This is a genomic window from Bombilactobacillus mellis (genome assembly GCF_000967245.1).
In the GTDB taxonomy this organism is placed as follows: domain Bacteria; phylum Bacillota; class Bacilli; order Lactobacillales; family Lactobacillaceae; genus Bombilactobacillus; species Bombilactobacillus mellis.
Map to the genome: position 1 here is coordinate 379289 of NZ_KQ033877.1, position 24892 is coordinate 404180.

General features: G+C 38.6%; 38 protein-coding genes. 35 read left to right on the forward strand and 3 right to left on the reverse strand.

The window, feature by feature from the left end; all coding sequences use genetic code 11:
* The first annotated feature begins 9 nt into the window (after positions 1-9).
* On the forward strand, positions 10-3669 hold the full coding sequence (gene rpoC / locus JG29_RS01675; protein WP_045922220.1) for a DNA-directed RNA polymerase subunit beta': 3660 nt from the start codon (positions 10-12) through the stop codon (positions 3667-3669).
* Between the two features lie 67 nt (positions 3670-3736).
* On the opposite strand, the gene JG29_RS01680 is transcribed toward rpoC, so the two are convergent.
* On the reverse strand, positions 3737-4744 hold the full coding sequence (locus JG29_RS01680; protein ID WP_045922221.1) for a linear amide C-N hydrolase: 1008 nt from the start codon (positions 4742-4744) through the stop codon (positions 3737-3739).
* 110 nt (positions 4745-4854) lie between these two features.
* On the opposite strand from JG29_RS01680, the gene msrA reads away from it, so the two are divergent.
* On the forward strand, positions 4855-5382 hold the full coding sequence (gene msrA, locus JG29_RS01685) for a peptide-methionine (S)-S-oxide reductase MsrA (RefSeq protein WP_045922222.1): 528 nt from the start codon (positions 4855-4857) through the stop codon (positions 5380-5382).
* Between the two features lie 4 nt (positions 5383-5386).
* Here msrA and JG29_RS08535 read toward each other — a convergent pair whose 3' ends face one another.
* Positions 5387-6070 carry a prepilin peptidase gene (locus tag JG29_RS08535; RefSeq protein WP_052696269.1) on the reverse strand — a complete coding sequence of 228 codons (684 nt, stop codon included), beginning with the start codon at positions 6068-6070 and terminating at the stop codon, positions 5387-5389.
* Between the two features lie 226 nt (positions 6071-6296).
* On the opposite strand from JG29_RS08535, the gene rpsL reads away from it, so the two are divergent.
* From rpsL to rplQ, 33 genes are all read left to right on the forward strand, one after another.
* On the forward strand, positions 6297-6710 hold the full coding sequence (gene rpsL, locus JG29_RS01695) for a 30S ribosomal protein S12 (protein ID WP_045922223.1): 414 nt from the start codon (positions 6297-6299) through the stop codon (positions 6708-6710).
* Between the two features lie 35 nt (positions 6711-6745).
* A complete protein-coding gene (gene rpsG / locus JG29_RS01700) occupies positions 6746-7216 on the forward strand; it encodes a 30S ribosomal protein S7 (protein ID WP_045922224.1) in 471 nt (156 codons plus the stop codon).
* Between the two features lie 36 nt (positions 7217-7252).
* Positions 7253-9346: an elongation factor G gene (gene fusA / locus JG29_RS01705; RefSeq protein WP_045922225.1), complete on the forward strand. Its 2094-nt coding sequence runs from the start codon at positions 7253-7255 to the stop codon at positions 9344-9346.
* A gap of 146 nt (positions 9347-9492) precedes the next feature.
* Entirely contained in the window at positions 9493-10044 is a 552-nt protein-coding gene (locus tag JG29_RS01710) for a cysteine hydrolase family protein (RefSeq protein WP_045922226.1), read from the forward strand.
* Between the two features lie 213 nt (positions 10045-10257).
* A complete protein-coding gene (gene rpsJ, locus JG29_RS01715) occupies positions 10258-10566 on the forward strand; it encodes a 30S ribosomal protein S10 (protein ID WP_045922227.1) in 309 nt (102 codons plus the stop codon).
* Between the two features lie 40 nt (positions 10567-10606).
* Complete coding sequence (gene rplC, locus JG29_RS01720; RefSeq protein WP_045922228.1) at positions 10607-11311, forward strand: 50S ribosomal protein L3; 705 nt, start codon at positions 10607-10609, stop codon at positions 11309-11311.
* A 19-nt stretch (positions 11312-11330) separates the two neighbouring features.
* Positions 11331-11954: a 50S ribosomal protein L4 gene (gene rplD, locus JG29_RS01725; protein ID WP_045922229.1), complete on the forward strand. Its 624-nt coding sequence runs from the start codon at positions 11331-11333 to the stop codon at positions 11952-11954.
* Entirely contained in the window at positions 11954-12241 is a 288-nt protein-coding gene (gene rplW, locus JG29_RS01730; RefSeq protein WP_045922230.1) for a 50S ribosomal protein L23, read from the forward strand. The genes rplD and rplW overlap by 1 nt, the downstream gene beginning before the upstream one ends.
* Positions 12242-12262: 21 nt before the next feature.
* Positions 12263-13102: a 50S ribosomal protein L2 gene (gene rplB / locus JG29_RS01735; RefSeq protein WP_045922231.1), complete on the forward strand. Its 840-nt coding sequence runs from the start codon at positions 12263-12265 to the stop codon at positions 13100-13102.
* A 36-nt stretch (positions 13103-13138) separates the two neighbouring features.
* Positions 13139-13417, forward strand: a complete 279-nt coding sequence (gene rpsS / locus JG29_RS01740) for a 30S ribosomal protein S19 (protein WP_045922232.1) — start codon at positions 13139-13141, stop codon at positions 13415-13417.
* A 17-nt stretch (positions 13418-13434) separates the two neighbouring features.
* Positions 13435-13785, forward strand: coding sequence for a 50S ribosomal protein L22 (gene rplV, locus JG29_RS01745; protein ID WP_045922233.1), 351 nt, complete (start codon positions 13435-13437; stop codon positions 13783-13785).
* 21 nt (positions 13786-13806) lie between these two features.
* Positions 13807-14490, forward strand: a complete 684-nt coding sequence (gene rpsC, locus JG29_RS01750) for a 30S ribosomal protein S3 (protein WP_045922234.1) — start codon at positions 13807-13809, stop codon at positions 14488-14490.
* 3 nt (positions 14491-14493) lie between these two features.
* The gene (gene rplP, locus JG29_RS01755; RefSeq protein ID WP_045922235.1) at positions 14494-14928 is read left to right on the forward strand and encodes a 50S ribosomal protein L16; all 435 of its coding nucleotides are present in this window, start codon (positions 14494-14496) and stop codon (positions 14926-14928) included.
* Positions 14918-15115, forward strand: coding sequence for a 50S ribosomal protein L29 (rpmC, locus tag JG29_RS01760; RefSeq protein ID WP_045922236.1), 198 nt, complete (start codon positions 14918-14920; stop codon positions 15113-15115). Before rplP ends, rpmC begins: the two co-directional genes overlap by 11 nt.
* A 17-nt stretch (positions 15116-15132) precedes the next feature.
* Positions 15133-15408 (forward strand): 30S ribosomal protein S17, encoded by a 276-nt coding sequence (gene rpsQ / locus JG29_RS01765; RefSeq protein WP_084232486.1) that lies wholly within the window; start codon positions 15133-15135, stop codon positions 15406-15408.
* Positions 15409-15449: 41 nt separating this feature from the next.
* Positions 15450-15818 (forward strand): 50S ribosomal protein L14, encoded by a 369-nt coding sequence (gene rplN / locus JG29_RS01770; protein ID WP_045922237.1) that lies wholly within the window; start codon positions 15450-15452, stop codon positions 15816-15818.
* Between the two features lie 30 nt (positions 15819-15848).
* Entirely contained in the window at positions 15849-16121 is a 273-nt protein-coding gene (gene rplX, locus JG29_RS01775; RefSeq protein ID WP_045922238.1) for a 50S ribosomal protein L24, read from the forward strand.
* Positions 16122-16146: 25 nt separating this feature from the next.
* Positions 16147-16689 (forward strand): 50S ribosomal protein L5, encoded by a 543-nt coding sequence (gene rplE, locus JG29_RS01780; protein ID WP_045922701.1) that lies wholly within the window; start codon positions 16147-16149, stop codon positions 16687-16689.
* Positions 16690-16706: 17 nt separating this feature from the next.
* Complete coding sequence (locus tag JG29_RS01785) at positions 16707-16892, forward strand: type Z 30S ribosomal protein S14 (RefSeq protein ID WP_045922239.1); 186 nt, start codon at positions 16707-16709, stop codon at positions 16890-16892.
* A 24-nt stretch (positions 16893-16916) separates the two neighbouring features.
* Positions 16917-17315 (forward strand): 30S ribosomal protein S8, encoded by a 399-nt coding sequence (gene rpsH / locus JG29_RS01790; protein ID WP_045922240.1) that lies wholly within the window; start codon positions 16917-16919, stop codon positions 17313-17315.
* A gap of 31 nt (positions 17316-17346) precedes the next feature.
* A complete protein-coding gene (gene rplF / locus JG29_RS01795) occupies positions 17347-17883 on the forward strand; it encodes a 50S ribosomal protein L6 (RefSeq protein WP_045922241.1) in 537 nt (178 codons plus the stop codon).
* Positions 17884-17909: 26 nt separating this feature from the next.
* A complete protein-coding gene (gene rplR / locus JG29_RS01800; RefSeq protein ID WP_045922242.1) occupies positions 17910-18275 on the forward strand; it encodes a 50S ribosomal protein L18 in 366 nt (121 codons plus the stop codon).
* Between the two features lie 18 nt (positions 18276-18293).
* Entirely contained in the window at positions 18294-18794 is a 501-nt protein-coding gene (gene rpsE, locus JG29_RS01805; RefSeq protein WP_045922243.1) for a 30S ribosomal protein S5, read from the forward strand.
* 11 nt (positions 18795-18805) lie between these two features.
* On the forward strand, positions 18806-18991 hold the full coding sequence (rpmD, locus tag JG29_RS01810; protein ID WP_045922244.1) for a 50S ribosomal protein L30: 186 nt from the start codon (positions 18806-18808) through the stop codon (positions 18989-18991).
* 23 nt (positions 18992-19014) lie between these two features.
* A complete protein-coding gene (gene rplO / locus JG29_RS01815; protein WP_045922245.1) occupies positions 19015-19455 on the forward strand; it encodes a 50S ribosomal protein L15 in 441 nt (146 codons plus the stop codon).
* The gene (secY, locus tag JG29_RS01820; RefSeq protein ID WP_045922246.1) at positions 19455-20750 is read left to right on the forward strand and encodes a preprotein translocase subunit SecY; all 1296 of its coding nucleotides are present in this window, start codon (positions 19455-19457) and stop codon (positions 20748-20750) included. The genes rplO and secY overlap by 1 nt, the downstream gene beginning before the upstream one ends.
* A gap of 25 nt (positions 20751-20775) precedes the next feature.
* Entirely contained in the window at positions 20776-21432 is a 657-nt protein-coding gene (locus tag JG29_RS01825; RefSeq protein WP_045922247.1) for an adenylate kinase, read from the forward strand.
* 107 nt (positions 21433-21539) lie between these two features.
* Positions 21540-21758 carry a translation initiation factor IF-1 gene (gene infA / locus JG29_RS01830; RefSeq protein WP_045922248.1) on the forward strand — a complete coding sequence of 73 codons (219 nt, stop codon included), beginning with the start codon at positions 21540-21542 and terminating at the stop codon, positions 21756-21758.
* Between the two features lie 49 nt (positions 21759-21807).
* Positions 21808-21924 (forward strand): 50S ribosomal protein L36, encoded by a 117-nt coding sequence (gene rpmJ / locus JG29_RS01835; RefSeq protein WP_045922249.1) that lies wholly within the window; start codon positions 21808-21810, stop codon positions 21922-21924.
* A 20-nt stretch (positions 21925-21944) separates the two neighbouring features.
* Positions 21945-22310 (forward strand): 30S ribosomal protein S13, encoded by a 366-nt coding sequence (gene rpsM / locus JG29_RS01840; RefSeq protein ID WP_045922250.1) that lies wholly within the window; start codon positions 21945-21947, stop codon positions 22308-22310.
* 16 nt (positions 22311-22326) lie between these two features.
* Complete coding sequence (gene rpsK, locus JG29_RS01845) at positions 22327-22716, forward strand: 30S ribosomal protein S11 (RefSeq protein WP_045922251.1); 390 nt, start codon at positions 22327-22329, stop codon at positions 22714-22716.
* Positions 22717-22782: 66 nt separating this feature from the next.
* On the forward strand, positions 22783-23718 hold the full coding sequence (locus JG29_RS01850; RefSeq protein WP_045922252.1) for a DNA-directed RNA polymerase subunit alpha: 936 nt from the start codon (positions 22783-22785) through the stop codon (positions 23716-23718).
* 22 nt (positions 23719-23740) lie between these two features.
* Complete coding sequence (gene rplQ, locus JG29_RS01855; RefSeq protein WP_045922253.1) at positions 23741-24121, forward strand: 50S ribosomal protein L17; 381 nt, start codon at positions 23741-23743, stop codon at positions 24119-24121.
* A gap of 103 nt (positions 24122-24224) precedes the next feature.
* On the opposite strand, the gene JG29_RS01860 is transcribed toward rplQ, so the two are convergent.
* The gene (locus tag JG29_RS01860; protein WP_045922254.1) at positions 24225-24881 is read right to left on the reverse strand and encodes an endonuclease III domain-containing protein; all 657 of its coding nucleotides are present in this window, start codon (positions 24879-24881) and stop codon (positions 24225-24227) included.
* Positions 24882-24892 lie beyond the last annotated feature (11 nt).

Here is a 24892-nt window from a genome sequence, read left to right on the forward strand (position 1 = left end):
GGTTGCCCATTGATAGATGTCAATAAATTTGAAAGTATGCAAATTGGTCTGGCATCCCCAGATAAAATTCGCAGCTGGTCTTATGGTGAAGTTAAAAAGCCTGAAACCATCAATTACCGGACTTTAAAGCCTGAACGCGATGGACTTTTTGATGAGCGGATTTTTGGACCCACCAAAGATTGGGAATGTGCTTGTGGAAAGTATAAGCGAATCCGTTATAAAGGGATTGTTTGTGATCGCTGCGGCGTAGAAGTTACTAAGTCTAAAGTACGCCGGGAACGGATGGGGCATATTGAATTGGCAGCTCCTGTAACTCATATTTGGTATTTTAAAGGTATTCCTAGCCGTATGGGTTTGGTTTTGGATATGAGCCCACGAGCTTTGGAAGAAATTATTTATTTTGCCGCATATGTTGTTATTAAAGCGGGAAATACCGATTTAGAAAATAAGCAATTATTAACAGAAACTGAATATCGGCAAAAACGAGAAGAATACGGCAATGCTTTTGTAGCCAAAATGGGTGCTGAAGGAATTAAAGAATTACTGGAAGCAGTCGATCTAGAAAAAGAAGTGGCCCATTTAAAAGAAGTTTTAAAAACTGCCACTGGACAAAAGCGGACCCGGGCGATTCGTCGATTAGATATTTTAAATGCTTTTAAAAAGTCTGGTAATCGTCCCGAATGGATGGTAATGGATTGTATTCCAGTTATTCCGCCCGATTTGCGGCCGATGGTGCAATTGGAAGGCGGACGTTTTGCGACTTCTGATTTGAACGATTTATATCGCCGCGTTATTAATCGTAATAACCGTTTGAAACGTTTGTTAGATTTAAATGCACCTAATATTATTGTGCAAAATGAAAAGCGGATGCTGCAAGAAGCAGTAGATGCTTTGATTGATAATGGTCGTCGTGGACGCCCAGTTACCGGACCTGGTAATCGGCCTTTAAAGTCGCTTTCTCATATGCTTAAAGGTAAGCAAGGTAGATTTCGTCAGAACCTTTTAGGTAAGCGGGTTGATTATTCCGGACGTTCTGTTATTGATGTGGGTCCGACCTTGAAGTTCTATCAATGTGGATTACCACGTGAAATGGCACTGGAATTATTCAAGCCATTTGTAATGCATGAATTAGTAAAACGGGAATTGGCTTCTAACATTAAAAATGCTAAACGTAAAATTGAACGCCAAGACGATGCTGTGTGGGATGTCTTAGAAGATGTAATTAAAGAACGTCCCGTGCTTTTAAACCGGGCACCAACTTTGCACCGGTTAGGTATCCAAGCTTTTGAACCAGTTTTAGTTGATGGTAAATCTATTCGGCTTCATCCGTTGGCATGCGAAGCTTATAATGCGGATTTTGATGGTGATCAAATGGCGGTCCATGTACCACTGTCCGATGAAGCTCAAGCCGAGGCCCGAATGTTAATGCTGGCGGCTCATCATATTTTAGCTCCTAAAGATGGCAAACCAATTGTTACTCCTTCCCAAGATGTAGTTTTAGGTAATTATTATTTAACCTTGGAAGAGCGTGGCCGTGAAGGCGAAGGTATGATCTTTAAAGACATGGATGAAGTCGAAATGGCCTTTCAAAATGGAGTCGTTCATTGGCATACGCGGATTGGGCTTTCTACTAAGTCATTAACTGATTTTGATTGGTCTGACGATAATCAAAATCGGATTATGATTACCAGTGTTGGTAAAGTGGTCTTTAATCGCATTTTACCGAAGGGAATGCCATTTTTAAATGAGCCGACTCAGGAGAACTTAACCAATAAAGTGCCCGAAAAGTATTTCTTAAAAGAGGGCGAAGATATTCATCAACGTCTCAAAGACATGCCGTTAACTGCTCCTTTTAAAAAGGGTTATCTGAGTGATATTATTGCTCAAGTCTTTAAGCTTTATAAAGTTCAACGCACTTCAGAGCTCTTGGATGATATTAAAGAGTTAGGCTATACCATTTGTACTATTTCGGGACTAACCGTTGGAGTTGCCGACGTGCCCGAATTGGATGATAAGCAGGAAATTGTTGATGCAGCGCACCAAAAAGTAGCTACTGTTTCTAAGCAATTTCGGCGGGGATTAATTACCGATGAAGAACGGCATAATCGAGTTATCAGCATTTGGAATGATGCCAAAGATGAGATTCAACAACAATTAGTCGATAGTTTTGATCCGAAAAACCCAATTTCCATGATGTCTGATTCTGGAGCGCGGGGAAATATTTCCAACTTTACCCAATTAGCAGGTATGCGGGGATTAATGGCTGCTCCTAACGGCGGAATGATGGAAATTCCTGTTACTTCTAATTTCCGTGAAGGTTTATCAGTTTTGGAAATGTTCATGTCGACTCACGGTGCTCGAAAGGGTATGACCGATACGGCTTTGAAGACTGCTAACTCAGGTTATTTAACACGGCGTCTAGTTGATGTGGCACAAGATGTTATTGTTCGTGAAGAAGATTGTGGCACTGATCGCGGAGTGGAAGTCAGCGTGATTCGCGATGGTAATGAAGTTATTGAGCCGTTATTTGATCGTTTGGTAGGTCGTTATACGCAAAAAGCGGTCCGTGATCCACAAACCAATGAACTGCTGGTAGATAAAAATGTGTTGTTAGACGAAGATAAGGCTCAAAAAATTATTGATGCGGGTGTCACTAAAGTTACTATTAGAAGTGCCTTTACCTGCAATACGCGTCATGGTATCTGTCAAAAATGTTATGGCCGTAATCTAGCTACTGGTGAAGAAGTAGAAGTAGGAGAAGCTGTTGGTGTAGTAGCTGCGCAATCAATTGGTGAACCAGGTACACAATTAACTATGCGGAACTTCCATACCGGTGGTGTTGCTGGTGGTGAAGATATTACTCAAGGTTTACCTCGTGTTGAAGAAATTTTTGAGGCCCGTAATCCTAAAGGTTTAGCCATAATTTCTGAGGTTGACGGTGTAGTTACTGCTGTTGATGAAAATCCGGCTGAACATACGCGAGAGATTACAGTTGAAGGTAAAACTGATACTAGAACTTATAGCGTTCCTTATACTGCTAGTGTTGCCGTAGCTGAGGGCGATGAAGTCCAAAGAGGTAGTAAATTAACTGCTGGATCAATTGATCCTAAACAATTAATTAAGGTTACCAATGTGCAAACCACTGAAAATTATCTCTTATCGGAAGTTCAAAAAGTTTATCGGATGCAAGGTGTAGATATCAGTGATAAGCATATCGAAGTTATGATTCGCAAAATGTTGCGCAAGATTAGAATCCTTGATCCGGGAGATACTGATATTCTTCCAGGTTCATTGGTAGATATTGGACAGTTTACTGATGAGAATAAAGAGGCTTTAATTGATGGTAAGTTACCAGCTACTGGTTCGCCGGTATTGCTGGGGATTACCAAGGCTTCTTTGGAAACTAATAGTTTCTTATCAGCTGCTTCTTTCCAAGAAACAACGCGTGTATTAACTGATGCTTCTATTCGCGGCAAAAATGACCCCTTAGTTGGTCTAAAAGAGAATGTTATGATTGGTAAAATTATTCCTGCAGGTACAGGGATGGCCAAGTATCGGCATATGGAGCCGGAAAAGGTTGGTCCAAGTTTACCAAAAACAACTGATAGTAAAATTAGTATTGCCGATGTTGAAGAGAAGTTAAAAGCTTATCAGGAAAAACAGCATTAAATGTAAGAAAATAAAAGCTCGTTTATCTTTTTAGATAAACGGGCTTTTTTAATTAGCTTGAATAGAATTATTTGGTTAATAATTCGTGGCTAATAGCTTTGGTAATTTTAGAATCAATATTTTTTTCTAAAGTAAACTTGGTTAAGGTTGGACAATCTTCCGGCTGGACATAGAAAGTTCTTTGGGTAAGATCATATCCTGACCAATAGCCAGTGTAGTCACATTTTTCACTTTGAGCATTAACATGTTCAATTCCTTTTGGAAGAGTAACTGCTTTAAACACATTATATAATTGGCAAATGCCCTGTTCACGCTTAAAAGGAGCCAAAAAATTAGAGAGAAAAGTACTTCTTACAAAACGAGAGGGAGCAGTATAATCTCCAGGCAAGCCTAATAAACCCGAACCACTTTCAATTTGTTTAATATTTAATTGGGAATTGAGTTGCTGTTGTCCTAAATTATGATTGGTTAATTGAACATAGTTACGCAAATTGTCTAAATGCCAAGGATATTCAGGACTGTTGGTCATAACACCAATACTTTCGTAAATTTTAAAAGCGCCTTGGTTCACTGGTTCTAAAACGACACTATTTCCAGCGTCATCAAAAAAAGTATAGTGCATCGGAATAGGAGTGGGTATGCCGGTATCGGCATCATCCCAATCGGGATAATTAGTCTTTATTTGACCAAAATGCGTAAAAGCACTTTTAATTTCTGCAATACTGCCGAAGTTACTGAGAACATACGCCACTACCTCTTCTCCAATAATGGGTTTTAAAGAACGCTGTTGTAAATTATCAAGAGTATCCCAACTTGCTTCTTCTAAAAATTGGGCATCGCCGACAATGCCGGCACTATTAATACCATCATTAAAGAAGAGAGAATCATTAACGTTCACACCAGCAAAAGCATATTTAGTGGTCCATTCCTGCTGCAAACCCTTTAATGTGTAGCCTTGAGGATATGCAGTAATTTTGCTGTCGGCACTGGGCTTGAATGGATCAAAAGTAAAATCCATAGTTCTTCCCCAAAAGACATCATGATTAACGGCTTCAATAGCAATACTAGTACACATTTTCCTGCCTCCTTAATTATAAATATTGTAGCATTAATTAAAATTAGAGGCGTAAAAATATCATTTTAGAGAAATAGATTTATAATAATAATGATCTAGGAGGAATTAATATGAACGAACATGAAGAAACAGCAATTTTTGCGGGCGGATGCTTTTGGTGCATGGTACAGCCGTTTGAAGAACGTCCCGGAATAAAAAAAGTAATTTCAGGTTATACTGGTGGTTTTGTTCCTAATCCTACTTATGAACAAGTTTGTCGGCATGAAACCGGACATACAGAAGCTGTTAAAATAATTTTTGACCCGACAATTATTTCTTATAAAGAATTAGTTCAAATTTACTGGCAGCAAACGGATCCTACCGATGCTATGGGACAGTTTCAAGATCGAGGAGATAATTATCGCCCGGTAATTTTTGTTAAAGATTCAATTCAGCGCCAAATTGCTGAAGAATCTAAGCGTTCATTAGAAAATAGTGGAAGATTCAGTGAGCCGATTGTAACAAAGATTGAAGCTGCCCAAGCTTTTTATCCTGCAGAAGAAGAACATCAGCAATTTTATCAAAAAAATCCGCGGCGTTTAGCTTTGGAAGAAGCAGGAGGTCGAAAAGATTTTATTGCCTCCCACTGGTCTAAGTAAAGTATTAGATAAAGGCTAAACGTACTAATAGAGCGATTAATAAATATGGTACTAGAGGAATAGCCACCTTAAGTGAGACCAAGCGCTTTTTAGAAAAGATAATTTTAATTACGATTAAGCTTGTGGCGATGATAATAACTTCTAAAGTTATTTTTAATTTTAAAAACAATGACATAAGCGCCAGAATCTCCAGATCACCCCAGCCTAATTTTTGGCGTTGGCAAAAGTATAGAATTAGTAAGGTAAGATTAAAGAACAACCATTCCCATCCATCTCTAGCGGTGAATGAGGCCACAAATAAAATGCTGATGAAACTAGGCAATAGAATAACCGGCCAAATTGCTAAATAATACCAATCGGTAATGGCACAGACGGCTAAAGTAATAATAAAAATAATGAGCACATAAGGATTAACAAGTTGCTGGTGGCTAGCTTCGATTCCAGCAATTAAACCCGTAATTTCAATCAGGAAAATAACTGGTTTAATAGGCTGTTTACAATAAGCACAACGTCCATGTAAGCATAAATAGCTGATAATGGGCAGCATTTGATACCAAGCAAGTTGGTGTTGGCAATAATCACAGTGAGAATGTCCCCAAATAATCGACTCTTGCTGGGGCACTCTTAAGGCGACCACACCTCCAAAAGAAGCTAAGCAAATACTAAATAATATGTTAAAAATAAACATTTTGCACCTCATATTGTAATTACCCTAAAAACAGATTTTTAGATAATTAATTATTTAATAGTTAAATGGGGTTGACAACGGGCATAAGTGATGTTAGTCTGGAGACTGTGCTTTTTAGAGGTAATGTTTACCGCAATGAGCGATTAACCACATCTGTGGTATTTTTCTTTCTATAAAAAAGAACCACCTGGATGTGTGTACTTAAAAAATCAAGGAGGAACTTTGAATGCCAACAATTAATCAATTGGTACGTAAAGGCCGTAAATCAAGAACTTCAAAGTCAGATTCGCCAGCTTTAAATTTTGGATATAATAGTATGAAAAAGATGGCTACTGATAATCCAGCACCACAAAAACGGGGAGTTGCAACTCGTGTAGGTACTATGACACCGAAGAAGCCAAACTCTGCGTTACGTAAATATGCGCGTGTGCGTTTATCTAATTTAATTGAAGTTACTGCCTATATTCCTGGCATTGGTCATAATTTACAGGAACACAGTGTTGTTTTAATTCGTGGTGGCCGTGTAAAAGACTTGCCTGGTGTTCGTTATCATATTATTCGCGGCGCTTTGGATACTGCGGGTGTTGATGGCCGGATGCAAGGTCGTTCTAAATATGGCGCTAAGAGACCAAAAAAATAATAATCCAATCAAACCAATTCTAGAGGAGGATACACATGCCAAGAAAAGGTAGCGTTGCAAAACGTGATGTTTTGCCAGATCCAATTTATAATTCAAAACTTGTAACTCGTTTAATTAATCATTTGATGATTGATGGAAAACGTGGGAAAGCTTCAACAATTTTATATAATGCTTTTGATATTATTAAGGATAAAACCGGCAATGATCCGGTTGATGTCTTTGATGAAGCTATGAAAAATGTAATGCCGGTTTTAGAGGTTAAGGCTCGTCGAATTGGTGGTTCTAACTATCAAGTGCCTATTGAAGTACGTCCTGAAAGAAGAACCACTTTAGGTCTCCGTTGGCTTGTTAGCTATGCTCGTTTACGAGGTGAACATACAATGGAGCAACGTTTAGCTGCTGAAATCATGGATGCAGCTAATAATACTGGTGCTGCTGTTAAAAAGCGTGAAGACACGCATAGAATGGCCGATGCCAATCGGGCCTTTGCGCATTATCGCTGGTAATTTATAGTTATTATTTGAGAGGAGTACTATTATCTAATGGCTAATAAACGTGAATTTCCTTTAGAAAAAACACGTAATATCGGAATCATGGCCCATATTGATGCCGGTAAAACTACGACAACTGAGCGTATTTTGTATTATACTGGTAAGATTCATAAGATTGGTGAAACCCATGATGGTGCTTCGCAAATGGACTGGATGGCTCAGGAGCAAGAGCGTGGTATTACTATTACTTCAGCTGCTACAACTGCTCAGTGGAAAGATCATCGTATCAATATTATTGATACTCCCGGACACGTAGACTTTACTATTGAAGTGGAGCGTTCTTTGCGGGTCTTAGATGGGGCAATCACTGTCTTAGATGGTCAATCAGGTGTTGAGCCACAGACAGAAAATGTTTGGCGGCAGGCAACAACTTATCATGTTCCACGGATTGTATTCGTTAATAAAATGGATAAAATCGGTGCTGATTTTGATTATTCTGTACAGACTATTAAAGATCGTCTAGATGCTTTGCCATTACCAATTCAAATGCCTATTGGTGCGGAAGATTCTTTTGAAGGCGTCATTGATTTAATTGAGATGAAAGCTGATCTTTACGATGAAGATGAATTAGGTTCTAAATGGGATACTGTGGACGTGCCGGATGATTACCGTGAAGAAGCTGAAAAACGTCGTTCCCAAATGATCGAAACCCTGGCTGATGTTGATGATGATATCATGGACAAATATTTAGAGGGTGAAGAAATTTCGAATGATGAAATTCGGGCAGCTATTCGTAAGGCAACAATTAAATTAGAGCTGTTTCCAGTTTTGGCTGGTTCTGCCTTTAAGAATAAGGGTGTGCAAATGTTGATGGATGCCGTAGTCGATTATCTACCATCACCTTTGGATGTTCGTCCTTATAATGCTAAAGACCCTGATACTGGTGATGATGTAGAATTAAAGGCTGATGACAGCAAGCCGTTTGCAGGTTTAGCATTTAAGATCGCTACAGATCCTTTTGTAGGTCGTTTAACTTATTTACGGGTTTATACTGGTACTTTGGAATCAGGTTCTTATGTTTTAAATGCTACAAAGGATAAACGTGAACGTGTAGGTCGTTTATTGCAGATGCATTCTAATCACCGTAAAGAAATTCCAGAAGTTTTTTCAGGTGATATTGCGGCCGCAATTGGTTTAAAGAACACTACTACCGGTGATTCTTTAACTGATCCGGATCATCCTTTGATTTTGGAATCAATGGAAATTCCTGATCCAGTTATTCAAGTATCGATTGAACCTAAATCTAAAGAAGATCGTGACAAGTTAGACGTTGCTTTGCAAAAATTAGCAGAAGAAGATCCTACTTTTCAAGCTGAAACTAACCCGGAAACTGGTGAAACTTTAATTGCAGGTATGGGTGAGTTGCACTTAGATATCATGGTTGATCGGATGCGGCGTGAATTTAAAGTTGATGCTCGTGTGGGTGAGCCTCAAGTTGCTTATCGTGAAACCTTTACTAAGAAGGCATCAGCAGAAGGTAAATTTGTGCGTCAGTCTGGTGGTAAAGGTCAATATGGTGATGTTTGGATCGAATTTGAACCTAACGATGAAGGTAAAGGCTTTGAATTTGAAGATGCCATCGTTGGTGGTGTAGTTCCTCGGGAATATATTCCATCTGTTGAAGCTGGACTTAAGGACGCAATGGCTAACGGTGTGTTAGCAGGCTATCCGTTGATTGACATTAAGGCTAAATTATACGATGGTTCCTATCATGAAGTTGACTCTTCTGAGGCAGCCTTTAAAGTTGCGGCTTCCATGGCTTTACACAATGCAGTTAAAGATGCTGGAGCAGTAATTTTAGAGCCGATTATGAAAGTAGAAATTGTAACCCCAGAAGACTACTTGGGTGATGTTATGGGCCAAGTAACAGCTCGTCGTGGACGTATTGAAGGTATGGAAGAACGTGGCAATGCTCAGTTAATCAATTCCTTTGTACCTTTAGCGGAAATGTTTGGTTATGCTACTACTTTACGTTCAGCTACTCAAGGCCGTGGTACATTCACAATGACTTTTGATCATTATGAAAAGACACCAAAGAGTATTCAAGAAGATATTATTAAGAAAAATGGCGGTAATGCTAAATAAATTTAAAAAATCTGCTGCAACTATGTTTGTGGCAGATTTTTTTTAATGAAAAAGCTACCAAATTTCTTTATTGTTTTGCTATTATTAAAAATAATACTTATTAATAAATATTTTCAGATAAGATATGGAGAAAGAAGGTTATAGATATGAATTCAGAAGCATTATTAATTATTGATTATACCAATGACTTTGTTGCTGATAAAGGTGCTTTAACTGCAGGAGAGCCAGCACAAAAACTGGCAGAACCGCTGGTTAACTTAGCTGATAGTTTTCTTAGTCAAAAAAATTGGGTAATACTGCCAACTGATCTGCATCAAGAGAATGATCCTTATCATCCTGAAACTAAATTATTTCCGCCGCATAATTTAGCTAACAGTTGGGGTCGCCAATTTTATGGGCAATTACAGCCGTGGTATGAAAATAATCAGAATAATTCTCATATTTATTATTATCCTAAAAATAGATATTCAGCCTTTGCTAACACTAACTTGGATAATTTTTTACGGGAACGGCACATTGATACACTGCATTTAACTGGTGTTTGTACTGACATTTGTGTCTTGCATACAGCCATAGATGCTTATAATTTAAACTATAAATTAGTCATTCACCAAGACTGTGTAGCCACCTTTAATCCTGCTGGTCAAAAGTGGGCTTTAGAGCATTTTAAAAACAGTTTGGGAGCTCAGATTATCTAGAAAAAATTAATGAAAAAACCTTGAAATTAATAGCTAGAGCGTGTATTATTGTAGGAGTGCTGAATTTTGAGGGGAAAGTTTGCCCTGAAACTGACGGCAATGAGCGGTGTTGAGGCGAGAGGTTGCGACACGCCCGGGAGCTTTGCCACGACAGGGTGGTCGGTAATTTTCGCAGAGCCGGTATCTTAAAAGATGCAAAAAGGAGGGAATTCCATGGCAAGTCAAAAGATTCGTATTCGTTTAAAAGCTTATGAACATCGGATTATTGATCAATCAGCTGATAAAATTGTTGAAACAGTAAAGAGAACTGGAGCAGAAGTTTCTGGACCAATTCCATTACCTACTGAACGGGCTTTATACACAGTTATCAGTTCACCACATAAATTTAAAGATTCACGTGAACAGTTTGAAATCCGGACCCATAAGCGTCTAATTGACATTATAAATCCATCACCAAAGACAGTTGATTCATTAATGAAGTTAGATCTGCCAAGCGGTGTTGATATTGAAATCAAATTATAATTTTTATTAACAATTAAAATCAATTAATGGAGGTGTGATCATGACCAGAAAAGGAATTCTTGGCAAAAAAGTTGGAATGACACAGTTGTTCACTGACAAAGGCGAACTGATTCCAGTAACTGTGATTCAAGCAACGCCCAATATTGTGATGCAGCTTAAAACTAAAGAAAATGATGGTTATGAAGCTGTGCAATTAGGCTTTGAAGATCGTCGTGAAGTTCTAACTAATAAGCCTCAACAAGGTCATGCAAAAAAAGCCGATACAACTCCCAAACATTATCTGCGCGAATTTCGTGATGTAAACTTGGGTGATTATAAAGTCGGTGACGAAGTAAAAGTAGATACATTTACCAGTGGCGATGTAGTGGATGTGACTGGAATTACTAAGGGCCATGGTTTCCAAGGCAATATTAAACGTTTTGGACAATCACGGGGTCCGGAAACACACGGTTCTCGCTACCATAGAATCCCAGGTTCAATGGGTACGATCATTAATCGCGTTTTCAAAGGCAAAATGTTACCTGGTAGAATGGGTGGCAACCAAGTTACTACTCAAAACCTTGTTATTGTTAAGGTTGATACCGAAAACAATCTATTGATGATTCGTGGAAATGTTCCTGGTGCAAACAAATCTTTAATTAAAATTCAAACAACTCTTAAAGGTATTAAGGGTAAAAAGAATATTGGTTCAATAATTTCAGATACAACAGCTTCTGCACAAGAAGCCGAAGCTACAGAAAAATAGGAAAGGAGGCAATTAGTTAATGACACAATTAGATGTATATCAACAAACTGGTACTAAAAATGGTACAACTGAAGTGAAAGCGGAAGTCTTTGGGATTGAACCTAATAACCATGTTGTTGCCGATGCGGTGATTATGCAACAAGCCTCTTTACGTCGTGGAACTCATGCAGTTAAGAACCGCTCAGCTGTTCGTGGCGGTGGTCGTAAACCATGGCGGCAAAAGGGAACTGGTCGTGCGCGTCAAGGTTCTATCAGAGCTCCACAATGGCGCGGTGGTGGTGTCGTTTTTGGACCAACACCAAGATCATATGCTTATAAATTGCCCCGTAAAGTGGCGCGTTTGGCATTGAAATCTGTTTTATCACAAAAAGTTGCTGATCAAGAAATGATCGTTGTTGACAGTTTGGATTTTGATAAGCCAAGCACTAAAACTTTTAAACAGTTATTGGATAAATTAGAAGCCAAGGGTCGTACTTTGGTGGTTGTTGAATCCGGTAATGATAATGCAATTTTATCGGCTCGTAATATTGATAAAGTTAAAGCAATTACTGTAGAAAATGTTAATGTTTTAGATGTAATTAATAATCAGCAAATGATTGTTACTCAAAAAGCATTAGCCAAAATTGAGGAGGCGCTTGGATAATGGCAGCACAAGATATCATTTTACGTCCTGTAATCACGGAAGCTTCCATGGCAGATATGGATGATAAAAAGTACGTTTTTGATGTTGCAGTTAATGCTAACAAAATTCAAGTTCGCCAAGCTATTGAAGAATTATTTGATGTAAAAGTAGCAAAAGTCAACATCATGAATGTTAAACCCAAAAAAAAGCGTGTAGGACGCTATGTTGGGAAAACTAATAAAAGACGTAAAGCAATTATTAAATTAACTGAAGATTCTAAGGAAATAAAGATTTTCGAAAACGAATAATAAAATAGGAGGTAAAAAAGCGTGGGTATTGTTAAATATAAACCGACTACAAACGGACGTCGGAATATGACCGCTTCTGATTTTGCTGAAATCACAAAAACAAAACCGGAAAAGACCTTGCTTGAATCCCAAAAACGCATTGCTGGACGTAATTCTTATGGTCAGATTACTGTTCGTCATCGTGGTGGTGGTCATAAGCAAAAGTACCGTATGATCGACTTTAAGCGTAATAAAGATGATGTAGTAGCAACAGTTAAGGCAATTGAATATGATCCCAACCGTTCTGCTAACATTGCATTATTACATTATGATGACGGTGTTAAGTCTTATATTTTGGCTCCTAAAGGGTTAGAAGTAGGTCAAAAAATTCAATCTGGCGTTAATGCTGATATTAAAGTCGGCAATGCATTGCCTTTAGCCAACATTCCTGTAGGTACAGTTATTCATAATATTGAGATGAAACCTGGCAAAGGTGGACAATTAGTTCGTTCAGCTGGAACCTCTGCTCAAGTTTTGGGCCGTGATGGTAAATACACTTTGGTGCGCCTGGCTTCTGGTGAAGTACGGATGATCTTATCTGCTGCACGGGCCAGCATTGGAGCAGTTGGTAATGAACAACATGAATTAATTAATATTGGTAAAGCTGGTCGTAAGCGTTGGATGGGAATTCGTCCTACCGTTCGTGGTTCCGTAATGAACCCTAATGATCACCCGCATGGTGGTGGTGAAGGGAAAGCACCAGTCGGACATCCATCTCCAATGTCACCTTGGGGTAAGAAGACTCTTGGTAAGAAGACCCGTTCTAAACGTGCTCAATCTGAGAAGTTTATCGTACGTCATCGTAAGAATAAGAGAAAATAATTTTTTGTAAAAGATAACAAAAAAGGAGGTTGTCTGATGAGTCGTAGTTTGAAAAAGGGACCGTTTGCTGATGCTCATTTGATGAAAAAGATTGAAGCACAAGCTGACCAAGAAAAGAAATCAGTCATTAAAACTTGGTCACGGCGTTCTACTATTTTTCCTAGCTTCGTAGGTTATACAATTGCTGTTTACAATGGAAGAAAGCACGTCCCGGTTTATATACAAGAAGACATGGTCGGTCATAAATTGGGTGAATTCGTACCGACACGGACATTCCACGGTCACAGTAAAGATGATAAGAAAACTGGAGCATAGAAAGGAGAGATTACACGATGGCAGAACAAATAACCAGTGCATCAGCTACTGCTAAGACAGTTCGAATCGCGCCTCGTAAGGCTCGCCTTGTCCTAGAGCTTATTAAAGGCAAGAGTGCTGCTGAAGCTATGGCAATTTTGCAATTTACACCGCGTTCAGGTTCACCAATTGTTGCTAAAGTGTTAAAATCAGCAATTGCCAATGCTGAACATAACTATGATTTGGATTCGCAAAGCTTAGTAGTCAGTGAGGCTTACGTTAATGAAGGACCAACCTTGAAGCGTTTCCGCCCACGGGCCAAAGGTTCAGCATCACCAATCAATAAACGTACCAGCCATATTACGATTGTTGTATCAGAAGAAGAATAAATTTCATAAGGAGGGAAAAACGTGGGTCAGAAAATTAATCCTATCGGATTTCGTCTTGGCATTGTTCGTGATTGGGATGCTAAGTGGTACGCTGATAAAAAGGATTTTTCAAAATTTTTACTAGAAGATATTAAAATTCGCCGTTTTATTGAAAAAAGATTAGCTAACGCTTCAGTTTCCAGAATTGAAATTGAACGTGCAGCCAAAAAAATCAATGTCTCAATTCATACTGCAAAGCCAGGAATGGTCATTGGTAAAGGCGGATCAGAAGTTGAAAAGTTACGTAAAGAAATCAACTCTTTAACAGGCAAAAACATTCACATTAACATTGTGGAAATTAAAAAGCCAGATTTAGATGCTAAATTAGTCGGTGAAAGTATGGCTCGACAACTAGAAGCTCGTATTGCTTTTCGTCGGGTTCAAAGACAGGCTACACAACGTTCCATGCGTGCCGGTGCTAAGGGTGTGAAAACTCAAGTTTCAGGTCGTTTAAATGGTGCGGATATGGCTCGAGTGGAATGGCATACTGAAGGAACTGTGCCGTTGCATACTTTGCGTGCTGATATTGACTATGCATGGGTTGAAGCTGCTACAACTTATGGTAATTTGGGTGTAAAAACTTGGATCTACCGTGGAGAAGTTTTACCTGACAAACCGAGAGTCAATAATCGCCGTAACAATAATGGAGCGAAAGGAGGAAACTAATCAATGTTAGTACCTAAGCGTGTAAAACACCGCCGTGAATTTCGTGGTAAAATGCGTGGTGCAGCGAAGGGCGGCCGCGAAGTAGCTTTTGGTGAATACGGCTTACAAGCCTTGGAATCTCATTGGATTACTAATCGCCAAATTGAAGCTGCCCGGATTGCAATGACTCGTTATATGAAACGTGGCGGTAAAGTTTGGATCAAGATTTTTCCTCATAAATCCTATACTGCTAAAGGTGTTGGAGTCCGGATGGGTTCTGGTAAAGGTGCCCCAGCTGGATGGGTTGCTGCCGTTAAACGTGAAAAAATCATGTTTGAAGTTGGCGGTGTTTCCGAAGAAGTCGCTCGTGAGGCTTTGAGGCTTGCATCCAACAAACTACCGATTAAAACCAAGTTTGTTAAGCGTGAGGAAGTAGGTGGCGAATCTGATGAAAACTAGTGAAATTAGACAATTAACCACTGCTCAAATGCATGATAAAGAAAAGCAATACAAAGAAGAACTTTTTAATCTTCATTTTCAACAGGCAACTGGGCAATTAGAAAATACTGCAAGAATTAAAAAAGTTCGGAAAAATATTGCCCGCATTAAGACAGTATTGCATCAGCAGGAATTAGAGAGTAAATAAGAAAGGAGCGAAACTAATTGAGCACAACAGATAATACTCGTAATCATCGTAAGGTATATCAAGGACGTGTAGTTTCTGACAAGATGGATAAAACTATTACTGTTTCTGTAGAAACTTACAAGACACATCCTGTTTACGGCAAACGCTTCAGATACTCCAAGAAATTTTATGCTCAAGACGATAAAAATGAAGCTAATGTTGGCGATATTGTTCGAATTATGGAGACTCGTCCGTTATCCCGTTTGAAACGGTTTCGTCTATTAGAAATTGTTCAGAAGGGTGTTAGGGTTTAGGCTCTATTTATCCATAAAAACTATGAGAGGAGGATCCAATCTTGATTCAACAAGAAACCCGTCTTCGTGTAGCTGATAACTCAGGAGCACGAGAAATTTTAACCATTAAAGTCTTAGGTGGTTCAGGTCGCAAGGTCGCTAGTGTTGGTGACATCATTGTTGCAACTGTTAAACAAGCAACACCAGGTGGCGTTGTCAAAAAAGGTGACGTGGTCAAGGCAGTTATTGTGCGTACAGTTGCTCGCTCCCATCGTCCTGATGGCTCCTACATTAGATTTGATGATAATGCTGCTGTAATTATTAATGCTGACAAGACTCCTAAAGGTACACGTATTTTTGGACCTGTAGCGCGGGAGTTACGTGATAATAACTTTATGAAGATTGTTTCATTAGCACCAGAAGTATTATAATTTGGAAGCTTAAAAGGAGGTGCTCGAACAGTGTTTGTCAAAACTGGCGATAATGTTCAAGTCATTGCGGGAAAAGACAAGGGTAAGACTGGAACTGTTGTTCAAGCTTTCCCTAAAACCAATAAGGTAACTGTTAAGGGTGTTAATATGATTAAAAAGCATCAAAAACCTTCCCAAACAGAACCTAATGGTGGCATTAAAGATGTAGAAGCTCCACTTGATGCATCTAATGTTAAAGTTGTTAGTGCTGCTGAGGAAGCTGCAACTAAAAAATCAACCAAAACAGAAGATAAAGAGAAATAAGTAGGAAAGGAGGTTCTTAGTGAAAATGGATAATGCTTTGCACACTAAGTATGTTAAAGAAATTGTTCCTAGTTTAGTTAAGAAATTTGACTATTCATCAGTTATGCAAGTACCTCATATTGAAAAAATCGTTTTGAATATGGGAGTTGGAGATGCTGTTTCAAACTCCAAAAATTTAGATAGTGCTGTTGAAGAATTAACACTTATCTCTGGCCAAAAACCGTTAATTACTAAGGCTAAAAAGTCTATTGCCGGTTTTCGCTTACGTGAAGGAATGGCCATTGGTGCTAAAGTTACTTTACGTGGTCAGCGGATGTATGATTTTTTGGATAAGTTAATCAATGTTTCCTTACCTCGAGTAAGAGATTTTCACGGTGTAAGTGCTCGTGCATTTGATGGTCGGGGCAACTATACTTTAGGAATTAAAGAACAATTGATTTTCCCAGAAATAGATTATGATAAAGTTAATAAAGTACGCGGTCTTGATGTGGTTATTGTTACCACTGCTGCTACTGATGAAGAAGCTAAAGAATTATTAACTCAAATTGGAATGCCGTTTGCTAAATAAATTAGGAGGTCAAGCTATTGGCTAAGAAATCACAAATTGCTCGCAATCATCGTCCAGCAAAGTTTTCATCTCAAGCTTACACACGTTGTGAACGCTGCGGTCGTCCCCGTTCAGTTTATCGTGAGTTTAGACTTTGCCGTATTTGCCTTCGTGAATTAGCACATAAGGGTCAAATTCCTGGTATGAGAAAAGCTAGCTGGTAAAAATTTTAAATAGGAGGTCAGCAAATGTCTATGACAGATCCAATTGCGGATTATTTAACTCGGATTCGCAATGCGAATATGGTACGTCATGCTTCAGTTGAAGTTCCAGCTTCTAACATGAAGAAGAGTATTTCAGAAATCCTCAAACGTGAGGGCTTTATTCGTGATTATGAAGTAATTGACGATCATAAACAAGGTATGATCAAGATTTACTTGAAATATAGTAAAGATAACGAACGTGTAATCTCAGGCTTGAAGAAAATTTCTAAACCAGGTTTACGTAGTTATGTTAAGGCTGATGCAGTCCCGAAAGTCTTAAATGGCTTGGGTATCGCCATCCTCTCCACTTCTGAAGGTGTAATTACTGATAAGGAAGCACGGGCTAAGGACGTTGGCGGCGAAGTTATTGCTTACGTTTGGTAATTCAAATCATGAATAAGGAGGTGCGTCTAGTATGAGTCGTATCGGAAATAAACTTATTGATTTACCAGAGGGTGTCACTGTTACGGTAGATGAAGATAATCATAATGTGACAGTTAAGGGCCCCAAGGGTGAATTAACAAGACAAGTTAGTCCTAAAATTAAGATTACACAAGACAGTAATCAATTGAAATTTGAACGTGATAACGACAACGATAAAGCTATTCATGGAACTACAAGAGCTAATGTGAATAACATGGTCGTCGGCGTTACTACTGGCTTTAAAAAGAGTTTGGAATTAGTCGGGGTTGGTTATCGTGCCCAAAAGAAGGGTACTACCTTAATTTTGAATGTTGGTTACTCTAACCCTGTGGAAATAACTACTCCAGATAACATTGACGTTGATGTACCTTCCAATACAGAAATTAATGTTAGTGGTATCAGCAAGCAAGCAGTTGGTCAATTTGCTGCTGAAATTCGTGATGTTCGGCCACCTGAACCTTATAAGGGCAAGGGTATTAAATACGCTGATGAACATGTTCGTCGTAAAGAAGGTAAGACTGGTAAATAAGCCGGTTAACTGATTAAATTTATGAGGTGAAAATTGTGATTACAAAACCAGATAGAAATAAAATCCGGATTAAACGTCATGCACGTGTCCGCAATAAAATTTCTGGTACTGCTGAGCGCCCACGCTTAAATGTCTTTCGTTCTAATAAAAACATCTACGCTCAAGTAATTGATGACGTAGCGGGTGTCACGCTTGCAAGTGCCTCAACTTTGGATAAAGAAATTACTGCTACTAATAAGACTGAACAAGCCAGTGCAGTGGGCAAAATGATTGCGCAAAGAGCAATTGCTGCTGGTAAAGAAAATGTTATTTTCGATCGGGGCGGTTATATTTATCAAGGGCGTGTTCAAGCCCTAGCTGAAGCTGCTCGGGAAAATGGATTAAAATTTTAGAAAGGAGGAATAAAACTTATGGCTTTTGTAGATCCATCTCAATTAGAATTGGAAGACCGTTTGGTGGCTATTAATCGTATCACTAAAGTTGTTAAGGGTGGTCGCCGCATGCGCTTTGCTGCTATTGTTGTGGTAGGTGATAAAAATGGTCACGTTGGCTTAGGAACAGGTAAAGCACAAGAAGTTCCGGAAGCTATCCGCAAGGGTGTTGACAATGCGCAAAAGAATTTAATTGAAGTACCGAAAGTCGGTACAACTATTCCTCATGAAATCATCGGTGAATTTGGTGCCGGCCGCGTGCTGTTAAAACCAGCTGTTGCTGGTTCTGGAATTGCTGCTGGTGATTCTGTACGTGCCGTAATGGAATTAGCCGGAATTGATGATATTACGACTAAATCTTTAGGCCGTAATACACCAATTAATATGATTCGTGCTACAATTGATGGTTTATCAAAATTGAAAACATCACAAGAAATTGCTGCTTTACGCGGTATTTCAATAGAAGATTTACAAGGTTAGGAGAGTGTACAATGGCTAATAAAATTAAAATTACTTTAAAGCGTAGTGTTGCACACCGAATTCCCGCTCAACGTAAAGTTGCTAAAGAATTGGGCCTTGGCCGGATAAATAGTTCTGTTGTTAAGCCGGATAACGCGGCCATTCGTGGTGCTGTTTTGAAGATTGCTCATTTAGTTGATGTTGAAGAAGTAAAATAAGACAAAGAGGAGGTGCCCTGAAAGTGAAATTGCATGAATTACAAACAAGTCCTGGATCTCGTCGTCCCCGTAAACGCGTTGGTCGTGGTACTTCATCTGGTTACGGCAAAACTGCCGGTCGTGGACAAAAAGGCCAATTAGCACGTAGTGGTGGTAAAACTCGCCTTGGTTTTGAAGGTGGACAAATGCCTTTATTCCGGCGTATGCCTAAGAGAGGCTTTAATAACATTAATCGTAAAGAATATGCTATTATTAACCTTGATGATTTAAATCAATTTCGTGCCGGCAGTGAAGTTAATGCACGGGTTTTGCTGGAAGCCGGTGTTATTAAGAAAGAATTGTCCGGTATTAAGTTGTTAGCTAATGGTGAATTAAAGAAGAAATTGACTGTTAAAGTAAATAAAGTATCAAAGGCTGCTAAAGAAGCCGTTGAAGCTGCGGGTGGAACAATCGAGGTGATTTAATGCTAGGAACACTGAGGAATGCTCTCAAGGTTAAAGAAATAAGAAAGAAAATCTTTTTCACATTATTTATTTTGGCTATTTATCGTTTGGGAGCACAGATTGCAGTTCCAGGTATTAATATTTCTGCAATGGAAAAACTTAGTTCTACAGGTTTAATTCCATTACTAGATACTGTTAGTGGTGGCGGTTTGGCTAATTACTCTATTTTTTCGATGGGGGTTTCCCCTTATATTACTGCCCAAATCGTTATTCAACTTCTGCAAACTGACATTGTTCCTAAGTTTGTTGAGTGGAGCAAACAAGGTGAAGTTGGTCGCAGAAAATTAAATCAAGTTACTCGTTATTTGACAATTGTTTTAGCATTTGTGCAATCAATCGGAATCACTGCTGGTTTTAATGCCCTTAGTGGAATGGGGTTGGTTTCTAAACCTAGTGTCCAAACTTTCATTACTCTAGGGATTATTATGACCGGTGGTTCAATGCTGCTCACTTGGATGGGTGAACAGATTACTGATAAGGGTATCGGTAATGGTGTTTCGATGATTATCTTTGCTGGTATTGTAGCGCGGTTACCTCAAGGACTTTATCAGTTAATACGTGAACAAGTTGTTAGTGCCAAAGGTAATGAAATTTGGTTAAACATTCTTTTCATTGTTATTATTCTTGTTTTAGTTCTGTTAGTAACACAATTTACCACCTATGTACAGCAGGCCAATCGTAAAGTGCCAATTCAATATACTCGCCGTGCTACTAGTGGTGGTTCTGAAAGTTATTTACCATTAAAAGTTAATGTAGCGGGTGTTATTCCTGTTATCTTTGCCAGTTCGTTGATTGTTACACCGGCGACTATTTTAACTGCTTTTCAAAAATCGCATGCCGGTGATACTTGGTTCCAAGTTTTGCAAAACGTCTTTAGTTTACAAACAACAACAGGAGCGTTAGTTTATACTGCTTTAATTGTTTTGTTTACTTTCTTTTATGCCTTTGTTCAAGTTAATCCCGAAAAATTAGCTGAAAACTTACAAAAGCAGGGAGCTTATATCCCAGGTATCTGGCCTGGAAATGAAACAATTAAGTATGTCTCAGGTCTATTATTACGTCTATCAACTGTCGGTTCTGTATTCTTAGGTTTAATTGCTTTATTACCACAATTAGCAACTAATATCTTTGGTCTGCCCCAATCAATTGGTTTGGGCGGAACGAGTTTATTAATTGTTGTCGGGGTAGCAATTGAAGCTAATCGCCAATTAGAAGGACTATTAATGAAGCGGGAATATGTCGGCTTCATTCGGTAATAGTAGAAAATGAGGAGATGTTAGTATGAATTTAATGCTTATGGGTTTGCCTGGAGCCGGTAAAGGTACACAGGCAGAAAGAATTGTTGACAAATATCATGTGGTTCATGTTTCAACTGGAGATATGTTCCGAGAGGCAATAGCTAATAAGACCCAAGTAGGTTTAAAGGCCAAGTCTTTTATTGATAAGGGGGAATTGGTTCCCGATGAAGTTACTAATCAAATCGTTCAGGAAAGATTAGCCCAAGCTGATATCAATCAAGCTGGTTATATGTTAGATGGTTTTCCACGGAATTTAGAGCAGGCGCAAGCTTTAGATGAGATTAATGCTAATTTAAACAAAAAATTAGACGCAGTGATTGATATTGAAGTTGATCCGCAATTATTAGTAGAACGTTTATCTGGACGTTTCATCTGTAAAAATTGTGGTGCAACTTATCATAAATTGTATAATCCACCTAAAGTAGCTGGTACTTGTGATCGTTGTGGAAAACATGATTTTTATCAGCGTGAAGACGATCAGCCCCAAACTGTTAAGAACCGCTTGCATGTGAATATTGAAATGAATACTCCGCTTATTAGTTATTATCAAAAAGCAGGGTTGTTAAATAAAATAAATGGTGCACAAGAAATTGATCAGGTATTTGCGGAAATTGATGCTGTTTTAAGTAAAATCAATTAATACTTGGCAATATCATTATTGTGTGGTATACTCAGCTGGTATATTGACTAGTGAGTGCCAAGCTCTCACTATTTTTGTGTTCAAAGAGGAACGAGGAGGATACTTTTTTGGCTAAGGATGATGTAATCGAAGTTGAGGGAACTGTCTCTGATACTTTGCCAAATGCAATGTTCAAGGTTAAGTTAGAAAATGGAGCAACTATTTTAGCTCATGTTTCAGGGAAAATCAGGATGCATTATATTCGAATTCTTCCTGGTGATAAGGTTACTGTTGAATTGTCTCCTTATGATCTAACTAAGGGACGTATCACTTACCGTTTCAGATAATAGTGTTAGTATAAAGCAGATCCGTCAGTTTTAGATGGGAGGATTTAATATGAAAGTAAGACCATCAGTTAAACCAATGTGTGAGCATTGCAAAGTTATCAAGCGTAAGGGTCGCGTAATGATTATTTGTTCAGCTGATCCTAAGCATAAACAAAGACAAGGTTAGTAAAAGGAGGTTAATAGCATATGGCACGTATTGCAGGTGTAGACTTACCTCGTGATAAACGAATAGTAATTGCGCTTACCTATATTTATGGTATTGGAAATACTACTGCTCAAAAGGTTTTAAAAAATGCCCAAATTTCTGAAGATATAAGAACACGTGATTTGACACCCGATCAGGAAGAAAAAATCCGGGCCGAGGTTGATAATATCAAAGTGGAAGGCGATTTACGCCGTGAAGTTAGCTTAAACATTAAACGTCTTCAAGAAATTGGTTCTTATCGTGGTATGCGTCATCGGCGTGGCTTGCCCGTACGCGGACAAAATACGAAAAATAATGCTCGCACGCGTAAAGGTAAAAAGACGAGTATTGCTGGTAAGAAAAAATAGATAAGGAGGTAAAAATATGCCAAATAAGAAAACTACGCGTAAGCGTCGTGTGAAAAAGCATGTTGAATCTGGTGTAGCACATATTCATTCCACTTTCAATAATACGATCGTAATGATCACAGATGTTCGTGGAAACGCGATTTCTTGGTCTTCAGCTGGAGCATTGGGCTTTAAAGGAAGTCGTAAATCAACACCTTTTGCAGCCCAAATGGCTGGGGAAGCAGCTGCTAAGGAATCTATGGAACAAGGTATGAAGACAGTTGAAGTTGCTGTTAAGGGGCCTGGTTCTGGTCGTGAAGCTGCTATTCGTTCTTTGCAGACAACTGGCTTGGAAGTTACTGCTATTAGAGATGTTACTCCTGTGCCACATAATGGTTCTCGTCCTCCAAAGCGCCGTAGAGTATAGTTTTGACCTTAAGCATAAAATTTTTTGTTGCTAAAAATCGTTGTTGAAAGGGGCAAAACATAAATAATGATTGAATTCGAAAAACCGGTTATTACAAAAATTGATGAAACAGATAATTATGGCAAATATGTTATTGAGCCTTTGGAACGCGGCTATGGAACGACCTTAGGTAATTCCTTAAGACGAGTTTTATTGGCTTCGCTCCCTGGTTCTGCAGTGGCAGATATTCAAATTGACGGAGTTTTGCATGAATTTTCAACTATTGATGGCGTTTTAGAAGATGTAACAGAAATTGTTTTAAACATTAAAAAGTTATCTCTAAAATTGCACAGCGATGAAAAGAAAGTTGAAATTAATGTTGATGGACCTAAGCGGGTGACAGCAGCAGATATTGAAACTGATGCAGATTTAGAAATTTTAGATCCTGATCAGTATATTTGTTCTGTAGCCGATGGCGGGCATTTTCATATGCAAATGACTGTGAAAACCGGTCGGGGTTATACTCCTGCTGAACAGAATAAAACTGATGAAACTCCAATTGGTGTTTTGCCTGTAGATTCAATTTTTACCCCAGTTTCTCGTGTCAACTATCAGGTTGAACATACTCGAGTAGGGAAACGTAACGATTTCGATAAATTAACTCTGGACGTTTGGACAAATGGTTCGATTGATCCACGTGAAGCAATTAGTTTGGCTGCTAAAGTCTTAACTGAACATTTGACTATTTTTGTCGACTTGACTGATGAAGCCAAAAATGCAGATATGATGATCGAAAAAGAGGAAACTCGTAAAGAGAAAAAACTCGAAATGACTATTGAAGAGCTGGATCTATCTGTACGTTCTTATAATTGCTTAAAGCGTGCCGGTATCAATACAGTTCAAGAACTAACTGATAAAACTGAATCAGACATGATGAAAGTGAGAAATCTGGGCCGCAAGTCCTTAGAAGAAGTTAAGGAAAAATTGGCTAATTTAGGTTTGTCATTACGTCAGGATGATTAGTTGAAAAGGAGGCAAAGAGACAATGAGTTATCGTAAATTAGGGCGATCTTCCGATGTCCGTAATGCAATGTTACGTGATTTGACGACAGATCTATTCATTCATGAACGAATAGTTACTACTGAAACACGGGCAAAAGAAGTCAGAAAAACTGCTGAAAAAATGATTACTTTAGCAAAAAAAGGCGACTTACATTCTCGGCGTTTAGTTTCTAGTTACATTCGTAAAGAAGTAGCTAATATTAGCGAAGAAGATGACGCCGTTGTTATTCAATCAGCTTTGCAAAAGTTGTTTAGTGACATTGCACCACGTTATAAAGAGCGTCAAGGTGGTTATACCCGTATTTTAAAGACTGCTCCAAGACGTGGAGATGCAGCACCAATGGCAATTATTGAGTTGGTTTAGTCTTATTTAATTATTTGAAATAGTTATTTAATATCATTCTTTCGATTAGTAGTGAGCGTAACGATGTTGGTCAAAAACTAAGTCTAGCTCTAATGCTTCTGCGCTACTTTTCGGGAATGATTTTTTTATATCTGGTTTTTTGTAACTTCTGAGGATTTTTACCGTATTCATCTAAAGCCGCATGCCATTGTTGAGCTTGTTGATAATCAGTTGTCATGTCAGGCTGATTTTCAAAATATTTTTGGGCAGCTAAGTATGTTATTTTTGGCGGAAGAAGATTTAGTGTGCTATAAAAACGCAGACAATATTTATCAGGTACAAAAACCGGTCGTTTAAAGACATAGAGAATCATGACATCGGCAGTTTCCGGTCCGATCCCTTTAATTTTATTTAGTTCTTGGCGCAGTTGGATTGTAGTTGCGTCCTTGAATAAGTTGAGATCGTAGTAGTAGTGTGCCAGCCAATGGGCAAAACTCTGCAAACGTGCAGCTTTTACATGATAAAAACCACTGGGGTAAAGGGCCTGTTCTAATTGTTCCTTGTTCAATTTTTGCAACCGAACCCAAGTTTGATTATAGGGTTGATCAAAGATATGATAGGCCTGCAAATTTTTAATAGCCTGTTCGACATTATGGCTGGTAGTTTGCTGGATTAAAATGGCTTCCATTAAAATCTGATTGGGATTATCATATTGCCACCATCCGGAAATTTCAGATTGATAGACTTTGACCAGTATGTTTAGGGGATCAAAAAGCGACATAGTTCTACTCC